Raw genomic sequence first — 14816 nt, 5'->3', positions numbered from 1 at the left:
TTTTGTACATAAAAATAATCCATGCTAAAATTACAAGTGAGGTGGAACTGTACATGGTACAATCATTAAACACAAAAATAGATTTAACAATGGACGCGACATCTTTTGTAGGGTTAGCTAAATATGGCCAAGTTTTAATCGGAGACAAGGCGTTTGAGTTTTATAATACAAAAAATGCACAGGATTACATTCAAATTCCCTGGGAAGAGGTGGACTATGTGGTCGCCAGTGTCTTATTTAAAGGGAAATGGATTCCGCGTTATGCTATAGAAACAAAAAAAGATGGGACATTTAATTTTGCTTCAAAAGACACCAAAAAAGTTTTACGCGCTATGCGACCTTATGTTGCTTATGATCATATGGTACAAGCCAACAGTTTTTTCAAAGTAATTAAAAGAGGATTGCTTTCTTTCCGAAAGAAAAAAAAGCGTTCAAAATGAATGAGAGTATTTTTTATTAGCTCATAAGGGAAATTTATTTTTCTTATGGGCTTTTTTTCTTAATAGTTAAAATAGTTCTCTGGAATTATTGATCAATACGATTTTACTATAAATAGTCTCAGCGTAAATATGGGAAAAAAACCGCGGCTCTTATTTAAACTTCTGGCAAAAATAGCAATACATCTTTGAAAAAACATGATATGATAAATATGTGAGTAGTTGTAGGAAATATGTAGATAAAGATAAAGGAGGCAAGAGTTATGGAAAGTTTGTTGCTCACGATCGGGTTTATTGGTTTAGCGTTAGCTGTATTAACACCGCTTACTAAAATTGCCTCTCTTGTGACACTTGCTAGTTTTACTGTTTACTTTTACGCTATCGGGGTAGAAAATTGGATTCCTCTTGTGTTATTTATTTTCGGATTACTTTTAATTGTTTTCGAGATTTTCATACCAGAATTTGGAATAACGGGCGTATTAGGTGCTATTTTACTAATAGCTGGTTTGTATTGGACAGTTGGCGATTTAATGCAGACGATTCGAGATTTGAGTATGGCCGTTATTATCACAACTGCTTTGGTAGTATATCTGGCAAAAAGAGGCTACTCCTTGACGAATGTGAATAAACTGGTCTTACAAACAGATTTGCCTGCTGGTAGTAAAACTAAGACAGGTGATCAGTCACCCAACCTTTATCCAGGCCTAACTGGAACAGCAAAAACACCATTAAGGCCTTCGGGAAAAGCAACGTTTGGTGAAGAGAATGGACCTTTGTTTGATGTTTTAAGTGCAGAAGAGTTTATTTCGATTGGAACGCCTATTGTTATTGAAAAAATTCAAGGGACAAAGATTTTAGTAAGAAGTCAAAAAATGAAGGATGGAGGATAAATTTATGAATGATTTACAATTTGGGGGCGGCTTTATCGGGATAGTGATTGCTGCTATTGTTATTGTTATTTTGCTGATCATTTTCTTGCGGTTTGTACCTGTTGGATTATGGGTTACAGCATACTTTTCAGGTGTGAAGGTTGGTATCGGTACTTTGATTGGCATGCGGTTGCGTCGGGTCAACCCGCATCGGATCATTCGTCCACTAATCAAAGCCACAAAAGCCGGATTGTCACTTTCAACGAATCAACTAGAAGCGCACTATTTAGCTGGTGGGAATGTAGACAGAGTGATCGATGCATTGATCGCTTCACAACGAGCAGAGATCGATCTGGAATTTGAAAAAGCGGCGGCGATTGATTTAGCAGGACGGGATGTTTTTGAAGCAGTTCAAGTTTCTGTAAATCCTAAAGTAATTGAAACACCTAAAGTGTCAGCTGTAGCTCAAAACGGGATTGAACTTATCGTAAAAGCTAAAGTAACCGTTCGTGCAAACATTGAACGTTTAGTTGGTGGTGCTGGCGAAGATACAATTATTGCTCGTGTGGGTGAAGGAATTGTTACTACTGTTGGTTCTTCTGAAAAGCACGAAGAGGTATTAGAAAATCCAGATTCTATGTCACAAACGGTCTTGAAAAAGGGGCTTGATTCAGGAACTGCTTTTGAAATCTTATCTATTGATATTGCAGATGTAGATGTAGGCCGTAATATTGGTGCGCAATTACAAACGGATCAATCTGAAGCCGATAAGAACATCGCGCAAGCAAAAGCTGAAGAACGTCGTTCCATGGCAATTGCTCAAGAACAAGAAATGCGTGCAGAAGTGGTACAAGCTGAATCCAAAGTTCCATTAGCGATGGCCGAAGCTTTACGTCAAGGAAATTTAGGTGTTATGGATTATTACAAACTGCAAAATGTCGAATCAGATACTGAAATGAGAAAGTCTATTTCAGGTCAAGCAGATCAGTCAGAAAATGAGTGATTCTATGTTTAATTTTTTGGATTCAATGATTCAGTTTCTCTTAGATAATCTTGGGTTAATTATTGTTTTGCTTTTGTTTGTGGTGAATCTGGGAAGGAAGCGAAATTCGAAAAAACAAAGAAAGCAAAATCATAGTGATAAAAAGGCTTCTTCTTCACAAGACGGTTCTAACAAAAGCAATAGGAAAGGAGCCACAAGTCAAATGAACAAAGAGTCACAACAAGCAAAACAAAAGAGGAATGCCAATAGACAGCGTAATCGGCAAACAGAAACTGTTAATCAAAAAAATGTAGCTAAAACGACACAACAAAAACCAGAACGAATTAGACAACAACGAGCAAATGTTGCACAAACTAGCCGTGATTCTTTGAATAAACGACAAACGATAAAATCAGCCAATCAGCTTAGTTCAAAAAAGCCTAGCACAAAGAAACAGTCAAAAAAGGCTTATCTTGGGAAAAAGAATTTAGTAAATGCTATGATCTACAAGGAAATATTAGATAAACCGCTAAGTTTACGAGATGAAAATAAATAAAAATAACCGAACTATGTTTGATGAGATTTATTGTCGAAAAATTACGACAAGCTTCTACTGGAGTGTTTAAATATCTCTATTCATAGTTCGGTTATTTCGTCTGTTTATCATTTATGGATAAATTTAACTCGTTTAACTTATTAGTGAAGTTTGCTATAATAAAAAAGAACTCACACGGAAAGAAGGAAATAAATATGTCACGGTTAGCTCGTTTGAAAGAAAAGATGAGTCAAGAAGAAATAGACGGCTTTTTAATTACTAGCCCGTATAATTTACGCTATTTTACAAACTTTACAGGAACTACAGGCTTAGCGCTTGTAACCAAAGAGCAAGCTTTTTTTGTTACAGATTTTAGATATACACAACAAGCTGCTAAACAAGCTCAAGGATTTGAGATCGTAAAAAATAGTGGTAATATTTTTGCTAAAGTAGCCGAACTTGTCGAAAAAAATGCAGTGCACACGCTTGCTTTTGAAGAAGATTATATCAGTTTTTCTGAATATAGCTTGTTAGAAGAGTTAATAACTGAAAGTTCATTAGTGCCCATTTCAGGACTTCTGGAAAGCTTAAGAGAAGTTAAAGACGACCAGGAAATTGCAAGGATTAAACAAGCCTGCAGTATTGCCGATCAAGCATTTGATCATATATTGAAAATGGTTCAACCGGGAATGACTGAAATTGAAATCGCGAATCAATTAGACTTTTTCATGCGCTCATTAGGTGCTAGCGGCGTTTCATTTGAAACGATCGTAGCTTCTGGAGTACGCTCTGCTATGCCTCACGGTGTGGCAAGTAATAAGACAATTGAACAAAGCGATATTATTACACTAGACTTTGGTTGTTATTATGAAGGCTATGTTTCTGATATGACCCGGACTTTTGCTATTGGTGATCCGGGAGAACAGTTAAAAGAAATTTATCAAATTGTATTAGACGCCCAATTGAAAGTAATTGAAGCAGCTAAGCCTGGTATAAGTGGTATCGAATTAGATGCTGTTGCTCGTGATTACATCGCCTCATTTGGTTATGGCGAAGCGTTTGGTCATTCAACAGGCCATGGTATTGGTTTAGATATTCATGAAGGCCCCAATGTTTCAATGCGAGCTGATAAAACATTTGTGCCTGGAAATGTTATTACCGATGAACCTGGTATTTATTTGCCAGATATTGGTGGCGTCAGAATTGAAGATGATTTATTAATTACTTCTACTGGAAATGAAATATTAACGCAATCGCCCAAAGAACTGATTATTTTATAAATTTTTCAAGTTTTGGCGTTTGAAAAGTTTTAGCATAGCTTATCTAGTAATTAAATGATAAACTAAAAATGAAAAGCAATCCTAAAATGGAGGAATCTAAATGGCTGATGAAAAGAATTTTGTTTTAGATGCAAATCAAGAACTAGGAGAAATTGTGATTGCTCCTGAGGTGATCGAAGTGGTCATCGGTATTGCTGCTTCAAAAGTTGAAGGCGTCTATCGTATGCAAGGCAATTTTGCTAATAATGTTACTGAATTCTTAGGACGATCTACTTATGGTAAAGGCGTCTATTTAACAATGGACGAAACTGGAATTAAAGTTGATATCTATACCTACATGAAATATGGTGTTTCTGTTCCTAAAGTAGCAATGGATATACAAAACCGAGTAAAACAACAAGTCTTGTTTATGACAGATGTAGAGCTTGCTGAAGTAAATATTCATATTGTTGCAGTTATTCCAGAAAAAACGGAACAGTTGGATTTAGACGATTTTTTTGAAAATGATGAGGAAGAAAATGAGTAAAGAACTATCAAGACATGAGATAAGGAAAAAAGCAGTGCAAGCTTTATTTCCATTAGATATAAATCAATCGTTAGCTAAAAAAGACGCAATTGATGCAGCACTAGAATTAGAAAACAGTGAAATCGTTGATAAAGCGCAAGAAAATTTTGTTCCGCCATATTTAGATCTTTTAGTTACAGGGGTTTGTGAAAAAAAAGCGGAACTTGATGAAAGAATAAAAAATCACTTACGTAAAGGATGGCGTCTTGAAAGGCTATCTAAAATGGATTTAGTCGTTTTACGCATTGCTTTATTTGAAATGTTGTATGTAGATGATACCCCTAATAGAGTAGCATTGAATGAAGCAATCGAATTAGCAAAAACTTTCAGTGATGAAAATTCGCACAAATTTGTCAACGGTATTTTATCGGCAGTAAATACGGAAATTGAGGCTAGCTTGTGATGCTAGCTTCTTTTATTTAAAAGTAAAGTTATGCTAGAATAAAAAAGATGATTTGAGGGAGTGAACGATAATGGCAACATTGATAAATGGTCGACAATTAGCAGATAGTATGCAAGAACAAATGCGTTTAGAAGTTGAAAAGTTAGGAAAACAAAATGCGTTTCCTGCTTTGGTTGTTTTTTTAGTTGGGGATGATCCTGCAAGTAAGACCTATATAAAAAATAAAGAAATTGCTGCGCAAAAGATCGGTATTCATACAAAACTGGAACATTACCCCTCAGATATCAGCGAAGAAAAATTATTGATTGAAATCAAAAAATATAATGATAACCCGCATTATCATGGAATCTTAGTACAACTACCCTTACCAGAACATATTGACGAGGAGAAAGTATTACTTAATATAGATCCTAAAAAAGATGTGGATGGTTTCCATCCTATAAATATGGGAAAGCTTCTATCTGGCAAAGCAGAAGCGATTCCTTGTACGCCTTATGGTATTATGAAGATGTTTGAATCATATGAAATCAAATTATCCGAGAAAAACGCTATTGTGATTGGACGTAGTAATATTGTTGGCAAACCAATGGCGCAATTACTTTTAGCTAAAAATGCGACGGTAACCATGGCACATTCTTATACTAAGAACTTAGCAGCATTAGCCAAGCAAGCAGATATCATTGTTTCGGCCGTGGGAAAAGGAAACTTTGTCACAAAAGAATTCGTTAGAAAAGGAGCCGTAGTCATTGATGTAGGCATGAATCGCGATGAAAATGGCAAGTTGATCGGTGATGTCAAATTTGACGAAGTCGAACCTATAGCTAGTTATATCACGCCAGTGCCTAAAGGTGTCGGTCCTATGACGATTACTATGTTAATGCAGCAAACAATTCAAGCTTGTAAACGTCAGGAGTTAAGTTAGATAATGGAGTATTTGACAGTCAGTGCACTTACTAAATATTTAAAAAGAAAATTTGATGCTGATCCATACTTGGAAAAGGTATTTTTGACAGGGGAAATCTCTAATTTTCGTTTACGTCCGAATCATCAATATTTTAGTATAAAAGATGATAAAGCGAAAATTTCGGCTGTGATGTTTAAAAATGCCTTTCGCAAATTAAACTTTCAACCTGAAGAAGGGATGAAAGTGATGGTTGTCGGCCGTCTTTCTATTTATGAAACAGCAGGAAACTATCAAATTTATATTGATCAAATGCAACCTGATGGTATTGGCGCTTTATACCAGGCCTATGAACAGTTGAAAAAAAAGTTAGAAGTTGAAGGGCTATTTCAATTGCCTAAAAAAACTTTGCCTAGATTTCCTAAGCGGATCGCTGTTTTGACTAGTCCTAGTGGAGCGGTTATCCGTGATATTATGACAACTGCTAAAAGAAGATATCCTATCGCTCAAATTGTTTTATTCCCAACGGTTGTTCAAGGAGAAAAAGCAGCGGACGATGTTGTAAAAAATTTACAACGCGTAAAAGAACAAGGAAACTTTAATACAGTGATTATCGGTCGCGGTGGTGGTTCGATTGAAGATTTATGGCCTTTTAATGAAGAGCGAGTGGCTAGAGCGATTGTAGCTTGCGATATCCCTGTCATTTCTTCTGTTGGTCATGAAACGGATACTACGATCGCCGATTTAGTTGCTGATGTTCGTGCGGCAACCCCAACAGCTGCGGCGGAACTTGCTGTGCCCGTTTTATCAGAAGAAATTTTACGTATTGAAGAAAAGCAGGCGCGCTTGCAACAGGCTTATATTCGACAAATTCAGCGCAAACAAGAGCGTTTCCAACGAATACAAAACTCATATATTTTTCGTCAGCCAGAACGCTTATATGAAGCACAGTCCATTAAGTTGGATCAACTTAACCAACGTATGCATCAAAGCTTACAGCGTCTGGTTTATGAAAAAGAGAAAAATTATACACAAATAGATTATCGGTTTAAGCAAGTAGCACCTCATACAAGGGTAAAAGAAGCAAATCAAGAGGTAGAATATTTAAAAGAACGCTTAAAAAATCGAGCACAGCAAATGATGACGATCAAACAACAGGCCTTTGAGCAGACCGTACAAGCGCTAGATTTATTAAGCCCGCTAAAAATCATGGGGCGAGGGTATAGTTATACAACTAAGGATACAAAAGTAGTAAAATCTGTTCACGAATTAGCCAAAAATGATCACTTGAATATTCATTATAAAGATGGTCGAGTACAAACAAAAGTGATTGAGATTGAGGAGGATGAAGATGGCAGAGGCAACATTTGAAGAGTCTTTGGAAGAATTGGAAAAAATTGTTAATCGTCTAGAACAAGGAGATGTACCTTTGGAAGAAGCTTTAGACGCTTTTCAAAAAGGAATGGCGTTGAGTAAACAATGTAAGGAGACTTTGTCTAAGGCGGAAAAAACTTTAACCAAAATGATGACTGAGGATGAAGAAGAAAAGCCCTTTGAAGAGGAAGAACAATGAGTGTTTTAACAAGTTGGCAAGAAAGCGAATTACCTAAAGTAGAAAAACAGTTGAAAGATTTTGTTCAAACACATGCTGAAAATGAACAGTTAAAAGAAAGTATGCTATATTCCATCAATGCCGGTGGTAAGAGAATACGTCCTTTATTAGTGTTAGCTACAGTTGAATTTTTTGGGCACGGTCTTACTAAGCAGGTATATCAAGTTGCTGCTGCATTAGAGATGGTTCATACCTATTCACTTATCCATGATGATTTACCTGCTATGGATGATGATGATCTACGTCGTGGTCAAGCAACCAACCATGTGATTTTTGGCGATGCTTTAGCTATTTTAGCTGGCGATTCCTTGTTAACTGGGGCTTTTGAACTGGTTGTTGAAACTAAATTGGCTTCGCATAAGAAAAATCATTTGTTGCAACTGTTGGCAAAATCAGCGGGAGCTCGTGGGATGGTTGCCGGTCAAGTTTATGATATCCAAAGTGAGCAACAAAGTTTATCTTTTTCTGAATTGACAGCTCTTCATCAGAAAAAAACAGGTGCTTTGATTCGTTTTGCTGTGGTTAGTGGTGGAATTTTAACTGATCAGGATGAAGAAGTTTTAAATCAATTAGATGATTTTGCCACTCATTTAGGTTTAGCTTTTCAGATAAGAGATGACTTGCTTGATGTATTAGCAACAACTGAACAGATGGGCAAAAAAACGCAAAAAGACGAACTAGCAGGAAAAAATACATATCCTGGATTATTAGGAATAGAACAAGCAAAAACAGCTTTGAGCACAGAACTAGAACAAGCATATGCTATACTGGAAAATTTGTCTTTAGATGGTTTCAACCCTGGTCTATTAGAGGAGATTATTCAGTTATTTGAATTAGAAAGAGGCAAGGAATGAAAAAAGAACGTGTAGATGTTTTGGCCTTCCAGCAAGGGCTTTTTGAAACTCGAGAACAAGCGAAAAGAGGCGTGATGGCTGGGACTGTTTATACGCAGAAAAATCAGCGTTTAGATAAAGCTGGCGAGAAAATTCCGCAAGATACTGTGCTTAAACTCATCGGTGAACAATTACCTTATGTTTCAAGAGGTGGTTTAAAGTTAGAAAGGGCATTAAAAGTATTTGATTTTCAAGTAAAAAACAAGATTTTACTTGATATTGGCGCCTCCACAGGTGGTTTTACCGACTGTGCATTACAAAATGGTGCGAAGTTAAGTTATGCTCTTGATGTCGGATATAATCAGCTAGCCTGGAAAATTAGACAAGATACACGTGTTGTTGTCATGGAAAGGACAAATTTCCGTTATTGCAAACCTTCTGATTTTACTTATGGGAAACCTGAAATAGCTACGATTGACGTGTCCTTTATTTCGTTAAAAAAAATTTTACCAGCTCTTCATCCAATCCTTACAGATGAAGGGGAAGTTATGGCACTAATTAAACCACAATTTGAAGCGGGAAGAACTTCTGTTGGAAAAAAAGGAATTATACATGACCCGCTTGTTCATCAAGAAGTGTTAGCGGATATCTTAAACTTTGCCTTGCAAAAAAACTACGATGTAGAAGCTATAGATTATTCGCCAGTTACAGGTGGTCAAGGAAATATTGAATTTATTGTTCATTTGAAAAAATCAGAACAATTGGGCATCAATCAATCAGATATAAGTATTAGTCAGTTAGTTGCTAAAGCTCATGATAAATTGGATAAATAAAAAAGAAACGTAATAAATGCGTTTCTTTTTTTATGGCTTTATTATTTGTTTTAGTAAGGATGCGCGTCTCTAGCTTTTCTTATGATGTAAAATGAGCTATGATAAATACGATTTAGAAAAAATTTTGAATAAAATAAATAATTTTATCAGGAGGAGCAAAATGCGAAAAGAAGAACGACAACAGCTGATCGTTGAACTACTGGAAGAAGAAAATATTCAAAAACAAGAAGAACTAGTTGCGGCTTTACAAGCACATAATGCTGAAGTTACACAAGCTACTGTATCAAGGGATATCAAAGAATTAAAATTGATTAAAGTTCCAGCAGCAAGTGGTGGCTATCGTTATAGTATTCCTGTAGAATCAGACGAGGACATGAATGAAAAATTAAATAAACTATTAAAGAATGCTTTTGTATCGATCGATCAAATGGATAAATTTGTTAGCTTGAAAACTTTGCCTGGTAATGCTTCGGCGATTGCGAATTTGATCGATAAATGTTTTGATGGAGCCTTATTTGCGATCTTAAATGATGACGATAACATTCTAATGATCGCTAAAACAATGCAAGATCGAGAGATTTTATTTCAGAGCTTACAAAAGTATGTTCAATAAAGGAGCATTTCATATGTTATTAGAGTTGTCCATTGAAAATTTTGCGATTATAAAACAGCTACATTTAACCTTTCATAAAGGGATGACTGCCTTAACTGGAGAAACCGGTGCTGGAAAGTCAATTATTATTGATGCAATGGGATTACTAGCAGGAGGAAGAGGATCGACAGACTACATTCGCCAAGGAAAACAAAAATGTGTGTTAGAAGGTTTATTTGAACTTCCTAAACATTCGTCTTTTAAAGTTTTACTTGATGATTTAGGTATTGATCAAAGAGATGAGCTGTTAATTATTCAACGAGATATAACGAGTTCTGGTAAAAGTATTTGTCGTGTGAATGGTAGAATTGTCACCTTAGGAAACTTAAAAAGGATTGGCGCTTATCTAGTAGATATTCAAGGACAAAATGAACATCAGGATTTATTGCAAGCTGAAAAACATTTACAGTTGGTAGATAGTTTTGGTTCACAGTCTTTTAAAGATCAACTAGCAGATTATCAAAAAAAGTATGATGCATACCGTGAGTTAGAAAAAAGAGTTCGAGCCATTCAAGAAAATGAGCAATCTTATATACAACGGATTGATATGCTGAATTTTCAGAAAAAAGAAATTGAAGAAGCAGGTTTACAAATAGATGAAGAAGAAAAGCTGGTTGAAGAGCGGGATAAATTAGCAAACTTTCAAAAGATTGTGGACGCTTTTGCTAAAAGTCATGAAATTTTAGCTGGCGAATCAGGAAACAGTTTAGATGGAATAGGCGAAGCAGCTCAAGAAATCCAAGAAGTCGCCTATTTAGATAAAGAGTATGAACAAATTAATGAAAATGTTCAGAACGCTTATTATTTGTTACAAGATGCTGCTGGTGAAGTTTCTAATATCCTTGATCAGATGGAGCTTGATGAGGGGCGTTTAGAAGAAGTGAATGCCCGTTTAGAGGTCATTCGACAGTTAAAACGTAAGTACGGCGAATCCATAGCTGCTGTTTTGTCTTATGATGAAAAAATTTCGGCAGAATTAGAGCAAGTGGATGTTACCGGTAATAAATTAGAGGAAATGCAAACAGCTCTAGACCAAAAACATCAGAATGTCTGGGAAATTGCTGAGAGTTTACATACGCAGCGAAAACAAATTGCACAAAAATTAGAAAAAGATATTTTACAAGAATTGTCAGATTTGTATCTTGAAAATACGCAATTTGAAGTGCGTTTTTTTGAGGAAAAGAAAGAATTAAACAGAAATGGCCTGGATCAATTAGAGTTTTATTTAACAACAAATCCTGGAGAACCTTTAAAACCCTTAGCTAAAGTTGCTTCAGGTGGGGAGCTGTCACGTATGCTACTGGCTTTAAAATCAATTTTTTCTAAAGCACAAGAAAAAACAAGTATTGTTTTTGATGAAGTAGATACAGGCGTTAGTGGGCGAGTCGCACAGGCGATTGCCGAAAAAATTAGCGGTATTGCCTATGGGTCTCAGGTACTTTGTATTACACATTTGCCACAAGTTGCAGCAGCGGGAGATTATCAATATTTGATCAGTAAAGAAGTTCAAAGTGGCCGGACAAAGACAACGGTTCAAGAGATTGATACAACAGAAAGAGTTCAAGAGATTGCTCGGATGCTTTCTGGTGCTGAAATCACTGATTTGACTATGGAAAATGCGAAAGAGATGCTAACACAAGCAGGAAAAATTGCATAAAAAACAGCTTCTTTTAACAGAAGCTGTTTTGTTGATTTTTAATACTTACTGATTACATCACAGCTGTTACGGCACTTATTACAATTGTACCAATTGTTGCAATCAGCATAATCCAAATGACTACCTTTGTGATTTTAGAAAAAGTACTTGTGGGCTTTTTATCTCGCATGTTTATTCATCCTTTTAATATTTTAATGATAGTTTACAACCTATATTCATAGAAGACAAGAAAAGAACATGAAAAACTATAAAAGATTCTTTTTCTTTAAAAACTTTATTGTAAACCAGCTAATGACAACTGTAACTAGTATGATGATCCAAAAAGCATAGGGGTTTTTAGCAATGGGTAATCTAACGTTCATACCATAAATTCCACCAATAATCGTTGGAATCGTCAGAACGATGGTTATCGAAGTTAATATTTTCATCACATTATTCAAATTATTGGAAACAACAGAAGAAAAGGTGTCATTCATATGGCTAGCAAATTTTAATTGAATATTTGCTGAAGTTAATGATTGTTGTGTTTCTACTATAATATCATGTAAATGGTGTTTAAATGCATGATTTTTGTGAAATAATTTTGTATTAACTAAAGCCGTTAAAGTTTTTAAGTTAGCTGATGTAGCTTCATCAAAAGAAACCAGACTTTTTTGAATATCCATAATTTGATATAATTGTTCGTTTTGGGTGGAAACTTTAATTTGTTTTTCTAAGTTATCTAAATGATCTTTGGTTTGTTTTAAATAGTCATTAAAAGAAAGAACTACTTGCCGCAAAATTTCTAATAAGATATTCATCTCTGGAACGTTATCATTGGGTTTAAACTGATGATTGACTACTGTTTGAAAAAAAGGTAATGGATAGTTACTTACTGTAATAATTCTGTTTTCAGGTGTTATGATTAAAGATAACGGAAAAGTTTCAAATTGTTGAAAACCTGAAGGGCTTTTTATCTCATAAGGAAATTGAAGAAGCAAGAGTGCTGCTTTTTTCATCTCTTGTTGATTTAAGCCTTCGCTACGTGAATTTTCTTCATCATCTAAAACAGCTGATAGATAGTCTTTAGGTAGGTTATATTTATTTGTCAAAGTACTGATTTCACGAGAGTTTGGGTCTTCAACATGGAGCCACAATGTTTTTTTATCGCTTGTATCTTGTCTAATTAAGTAGCTATCATGAAATGTATAATAATAAAGCATAAACTCCCTCCTTCATTTGCTTTAACAGCTAATTATATTTTACCAGAAATTTAAAAAACAATGAAATAGCTACTTCGTATATTAAGAAAACTATTTCTTAGAAAGGATGACAATATGTCTACATTTTCACCGATTTATTTATTTTGGTACATCTTCCCAGTCATTGTTTTATTTGCATCAAAGTTATGTATATCTGTTTTTTCGCTAAATAAACGTTTCCGTTTAAAAGCTACAGATATTGCTGTACCATTTTTACTTTTTGGGATACACCAACTGTCAACGCTTAGTTTTCAGTTTTCCATCTTCCCTTATTTTTTAATCACTCTGTTATTATTAGGAATTGCTTTGGCTATATTTCAAGCCTACTTTTTTGAAGAGATTGTGTATCGTCGATTTTTTAAAATGTACTGGCGTTCAGTATTTTTATTTGCACTGGTCCTATATATCATCTTGATTATTTTTAGTATCGTCCAATTTTTTTAGTTTTTCTAAATGAAAACTTTTAAAAGTCTTTTTAAAATCTCCTATTGTCAGTCTTATTCATTTGGTAAGAAAAAGTCAAAAAAGTTCTTTAGTAATTTTAGACAAAATGTGGTAGAAAGTGGGGGATTGTGGTAGACTGTGTTTATCAGGTGGTAATTGGGGGGATAAACATGCTAATGGGTGAATTTGAACACTCAATAGACACAAAAGGTCGTTTGATCGTTCCGTCCAAACTTCGTGAACAGCTAGGGGAAAAATTTGTTGTAACACGTGGTTTAGATGGTTGTCTATTTGGCTATCCTCAAACTGAATGGGAGAAACTTGAAGAAAAATTAGATCAAATGCCTCTTGCTAAAAAAGATGCAAGAAGTTTTGTTCGTTTCTTTTATTCTGCTGCCACTGAATGTGAAATTGATAAACAAGGCCGAATCAATATTCCCAATACATTGAGAAAGCATGCAAGTCTGGAAAAAAATTGTGTAATTATCGGCGTTTCAACTCGAATTGAAATTTGGGATAAAAAACGTTGGGATGATTTTTCTGAAGAAACAGAAGAAAATTTTGATGACATTGCTGAAACAATGATTGATTTTGGCTTATAGAAAGAGGAAATAGATGGTAATGTTTCAACATTTTACAGTGCTGAAAGAAGAAACTGTAGACAATTTGGTTATCGATCCTCATGGTACTTATGTCGATTGTACTTTAGGTGGAGCTGGCCATAGTCAATATTTATTGGAACAGTTAGCTTTAGATGGCCATCTATATGCTTTTGATCAAGATCAAAAAGCAATTGATTATGCTAAAAAACGTTTGGCTCATTATGTAGAAAATGGGCAGGTAACTTTTATAAAACGAAATTTTCGTTTTATAAAGGAAGAACTTGAAAAATTAAATGTGAATAAAGTTGATGGTTTTTTTTATGATTTAGGTGTTTCCTCGCCTCAATTAGATGAAGCCCAGCGCGGTTTTAGCTATCATCAAGAAGCACCGTTGGATATGCGGATGGATCAGAGTCAAACATTATCTGCTTATGAAGTCGTAAACGAATATGATTACCAACAATTAGTAAAAATATTCTTTCGATATGGTGAAGAACGTTTTTCTAAGCAAATTGCTCGTAAGATTGAGGCGACTCGTAAAAATCAACCAATTGAAACGACAACACAACTTGTAGATGTTATAAAAGAAGCGATTCCCGCTCCTGCAAGACGGAAAGGCGGACATCCAGCCAAAAGAGTGTTTCAGGCAATTCGCATTGCCGTTAATGATGAATTAGGCGCTATCGAAGAATCATTAGAACAGGCTATTGAGATTTTAGCTATAAATGGACGCATTGCAGTTATTACCTTCCATTCTTTGGAAGATCGTATTGCAAAAAATATATTTAAAGAGTATAGCCGAGCGAAAGAAACACCGCCTGGCCTTCCAGTCATTCCAGATGACTTTCAACCTATTTTGGCTTTAGTGAATCGTAAGCCAATTTTACCGACGGAAGAAGAAATTAAAAAGAATAATCGCTCACGTAGTGCAAAATTGCGTGTAGCTAAGAAAATAAAGGAGGAGTGAAAT

19 protein-coding genes are annotated in these 14816 nt (G+C 35.2%); 17 read left to right on the top strand and 2 right to left on the bottom strand.

The annotated features are described in order from the left end of the window. Positions 1-53 precede the first annotated feature (53 nt). From C7K42_RS10470 to recN, 14 genes are all read left to right on the top strand, one after another. Positions 54-440 (top strand): DUF956 family protein, encoded by a 387-nt coding sequence (locus C7K42_RS10470; protein ID WP_103083536.1) that lies wholly within the window; start codon positions 54-56, stop codon positions 438-440. Positions 441-700: 260 nt separating this feature from the next. Continuing rightward, positions 701-1327: an NfeD family protein gene (locus C7K42_RS10465; protein WP_103083535.1), complete on the top strand. Its 627-nt coding sequence runs from the start codon at positions 701-703 to the stop codon at positions 1325-1327. A 4-nt stretch (positions 1328-1331) separates the two neighbouring features. Further along, complete coding sequence (floA, locus tag C7K42_RS10460; protein WP_014124128.1) at positions 1332-2309, top strand: flotillin-like protein FloA; 978 nt, start codon at positions 1332-1334, stop codon at positions 2307-2309. Then, positions 2302-2844, top strand: coding sequence for a hypothetical protein (locus C7K42_RS10455; RefSeq protein WP_061840395.1), 543 nt, complete (start codon positions 2302-2304; stop codon positions 2842-2844). The genes floA and C7K42_RS10455 overlap by 8 nt, the downstream gene beginning before the upstream one ends. 194 nt (positions 2845-3038) lie before the next feature. Beyond that, a complete protein-coding gene (locus tag C7K42_RS10450) occupies positions 3039-4103 on the top strand; it encodes a M24 family metallopeptidase (protein WP_103083534.1) in 1065 nt (354 codons plus the stop codon). 100 nt (positions 4104-4203) lie between these two features. Continuing rightward, positions 4204-4629 carry an Asp23/Gls24 family envelope stress response protein gene (locus C7K42_RS10445; protein ID WP_103083533.1) on the top strand — a complete coding sequence of 142 codons (426 nt, stop codon included), beginning with the start codon at positions 4204-4206 and terminating at the stop codon, positions 4627-4629. Then, positions 4622-5071 (top strand): transcription antitermination factor NusB, encoded by a 450-nt coding sequence (gene nusB, locus C7K42_RS10440; RefSeq protein ID WP_103083532.1) that lies wholly within the window; start codon positions 4622-4624, stop codon positions 5069-5071. The genes C7K42_RS10445 and nusB overlap by 8 nt, the downstream gene beginning before the upstream one ends. A 70-nt stretch (positions 5072-5141) precedes the next feature. Beyond that, a complete protein-coding gene (locus C7K42_RS10435) occupies positions 5142-5993 on the top strand; it encodes a bifunctional methylenetetrahydrofolate dehydrogenase/methenyltetrahydrofolate cyclohydrolase (RefSeq protein ID WP_103083531.1) in 852 nt (283 codons plus the stop codon). Positions 5994-5996: 3 nt separating this feature from the next. Continuing rightward, a complete protein-coding gene (gene xseA, locus C7K42_RS10430) occupies positions 5997-7343 on the top strand; it encodes an exodeoxyribonuclease VII large subunit (RefSeq protein ID WP_103083530.1) in 1347 nt (448 codons plus the stop codon). Further along, complete coding sequence (locus tag C7K42_RS10425; RefSeq protein ID WP_103083529.1) at positions 7324-7545, top strand: exodeoxyribonuclease VII small subunit; 222 nt, start codon at positions 7324-7326, stop codon at positions 7543-7545. Before xseA ends, C7K42_RS10425 begins: the two co-directional genes overlap by 20 nt. Continuing rightward, a complete protein-coding gene (locus C7K42_RS10420; protein ID WP_103083528.1) occupies positions 7542-8438 on the top strand; it encodes a polyprenyl synthetase family protein in 897 nt (298 codons plus the stop codon). Before C7K42_RS10425 ends, C7K42_RS10420 begins: the two co-directional genes overlap by 4 nt. Next, positions 8435-9250 (top strand): TlyA family RNA methyltransferase, encoded by an 816-nt coding sequence (locus tag C7K42_RS10415; protein ID WP_103097039.1) that lies wholly within the window; start codon positions 8435-8437, stop codon positions 9248-9250. The genes C7K42_RS10420 and C7K42_RS10415 overlap by 4 nt, the downstream gene beginning before the upstream one ends. Before the next feature lie 160 nt (positions 9251-9410). Beyond that, entirely contained in the window at positions 9411-9863 is a 453-nt protein-coding gene (locus C7K42_RS10410) for an arginine repressor (RefSeq protein WP_103097041.1), read from the top strand. A gap of 13 nt (positions 9864-9876) precedes the next feature. Then, positions 9877-11559: a DNA repair protein RecN gene (recN, locus tag C7K42_RS10405; protein WP_103099689.1), complete on the top strand. Its 1683-nt coding sequence runs from the start codon at positions 9877-9879 to the stop codon at positions 11557-11559. Between the two features lie 52 nt (positions 11560-11611). Here recN and C7K42_RS10400 read toward each other — a convergent pair whose 3' ends face one another. Both C7K42_RS10400 and C7K42_RS10395 read right to left on the bottom strand, forming a co-directional pair. Continuing rightward, positions 11612-11728, bottom strand: a complete 117-nt coding sequence (locus C7K42_RS10400; protein ID WP_103097044.1) for a DUF4044 domain-containing protein — start codon at positions 11726-11728, stop codon at positions 11612-11614. 76 nt (positions 11729-11804) lie between these two features. Further along, on the bottom strand, positions 11805-12761 hold the full coding sequence (locus tag C7K42_RS10395) for a magnesium transporter CorA family protein (RefSeq protein WP_103097046.1): 957 nt from the start codon (positions 12759-12761) through the stop codon (positions 11805-11807). 114 nt (positions 12762-12875) lie between these two features. On the opposite strand from C7K42_RS10395, the gene C7K42_RS10390 reads away from it, so the two are divergent. The 3 genes from C7K42_RS10390 to rsmH all read left to right on the top strand — a co-directional run bounded on the left by C7K42_RS10390 (position 12876) and on the right by rsmH (position 14813). Then, the gene (locus C7K42_RS10390; RefSeq protein WP_061840393.1) at positions 12876-13244 is read left to right on the top strand and encodes a DUF3397 domain-containing protein; all 369 of its coding nucleotides are present in this window, start codon (positions 12876-12878) and stop codon (positions 13242-13244) included. Positions 13245-13414: 170 nt separating this feature from the next. Further along, positions 13415-13846 (top strand): division/cell wall cluster transcriptional repressor MraZ, encoded by a 432-nt coding sequence (mraZ, locus tag C7K42_RS10385; RefSeq protein ID WP_014124143.1) that lies wholly within the window; start codon positions 13415-13417, stop codon positions 13844-13846. Positions 13847-13859: 13 nt separating this feature from the next. Further along, positions 13860-14813, top strand: a complete 954-nt coding sequence (gene rsmH / locus C7K42_RS10380; RefSeq protein WP_041591773.1) for a 16S rRNA (cytosine(1402)-N(4))-methyltransferase RsmH — start codon at positions 13860-13862, stop codon at positions 14811-14813. Positions 14814-14816: the final 3 nt, after the last annotated feature.

The organism is Tetragenococcus halophilus subsp. halophilus DSM 20339 (genome assembly GCF_003841405.1).
Lineage (GTDB): Bacteria > Bacillota > Bacilli > Lactobacillales > Enterococcaceae > Tetragenococcus > Tetragenococcus halophilus.
This window is presented reverse-complemented; position numbering and strand designations above follow the sequence as displayed.

What these genes read in the sequence shown, in the direction of transcription:
- C7K42_RS10470 (WP_103083536.1), top strand. Translation starts at nt 54, where the DNA reads ATGGTACAATCATTAAACACAAAAATAGATTTAACAATGGACGCGACA.
- rsmH (WP_041591773.1), top strand. Translation starts at nt 13,860, where the DNA reads ATGGTAATGTTTCAACATTTTACAGTGCTGAAAGAAGAAACTGTAGAC.
- C7K42_RS10415 (WP_103097039.1), top strand. Translation starts at nt 8,435, where the DNA reads ATGAAAAAAGAACGTGTAGATGTTTTGGCCTTCCAGCAAGGGCTTTTT.
- mraZ (WP_014124143.1), top strand. Translation starts at nt 13,415, where the DNA reads ATGCTAATGGGTGAATTTGAACACTCAATAGACACAAAAGGTCGTTTG.
- C7K42_RS10450 (WP_103083534.1), top strand. Translation starts at nt 3,039, where the DNA reads ATGTCACGGTTAGCTCGTTTGAAAGAAAAGATGAGTCAAGAAGAAATA.
- C7K42_RS10465 (WP_103083535.1), top strand. Translation starts at nt 701, where the DNA reads ATGGAAAGTTTGTTGCTCACGATCGGGTTTATTGGTTTAGCGTTAGCT.
- C7K42_RS10390 (WP_061840393.1), top strand. Translation starts at nt 12,876, where the DNA reads ATGTCTACATTTTCACCGATTTATTTATTTTGGTACATCTTCCCAGTC.
- C7K42_RS10400 (WP_103097044.1), bottom strand. Translation starts at nt 11,728, where the DNA reads ATGCGAGATAAAAAGCCCACAAGTACTTTTTCTAAAATCACAAAGGTA.
- C7K42_RS10455 (WP_061840395.1), top strand. Translation starts at nt 2,302, where the DNA reads ATGAGTGATTCTATGTTTAATTTTTTGGATTCAATGATTCAGTTTCTC.
- nusB (WP_103083532.1), top strand. Translation starts at nt 4,622, where the DNA reads ATGAGTAAAGAACTATCAAGACATGAGATAAGGAAAAAAGCAGTGCAA.
- C7K42_RS10395 (WP_103097046.1), bottom strand. Translation starts at nt 12,761, where the DNA reads ATGCTTTATTATTATACATTTCATGATAGCTACTTAATTAGACAAGAT.
- C7K42_RS10420 (WP_103083528.1), top strand. Translation starts at nt 7,542, where the DNA reads ATGAGTGTTTTAACAAGTTGGCAAGAAAGCGAATTACCTAAAGTAGAA.
- C7K42_RS10435 (WP_103083531.1), top strand. Translation starts at nt 5,142, where the DNA reads ATGGCAACATTGATAAATGGTCGACAATTAGCAGATAGTATGCAAGAA.
- recN (WP_103099689.1), top strand. Translation starts at nt 9,877, where the DNA reads ATGTTATTAGAGTTGTCCATTGAAAATTTTGCGATTATAAAACAGCTA.
- C7K42_RS10425 (WP_103083529.1), top strand. Translation starts at nt 7,324, where the DNA reads ATGGCAGAGGCAACATTTGAAGAGTCTTTGGAAGAATTGGAAAAAATT.
- floA (WP_014124128.1), top strand. Translation starts at nt 1,332, where the DNA reads ATGAATGATTTACAATTTGGGGGCGGCTTTATCGGGATAGTGATTGCT.
- C7K42_RS10410 (WP_103097041.1), top strand. Translation starts at nt 9,411, where the DNA reads ATGCGAAAAGAAGAACGACAACAGCTGATCGTTGAACTACTGGAAGAA.
- xseA (WP_103083530.1), top strand. Translation starts at nt 5,997, where the DNA reads ATGGAGTATTTGACAGTCAGTGCACTTACTAAATATTTAAAAAGAAAA.
- C7K42_RS10445 (WP_103083533.1), top strand. Translation starts at nt 4,204, where the DNA reads ATGGCTGATGAAAAGAATTTTGTTTTAGATGCAAATCAAGAACTAGGA.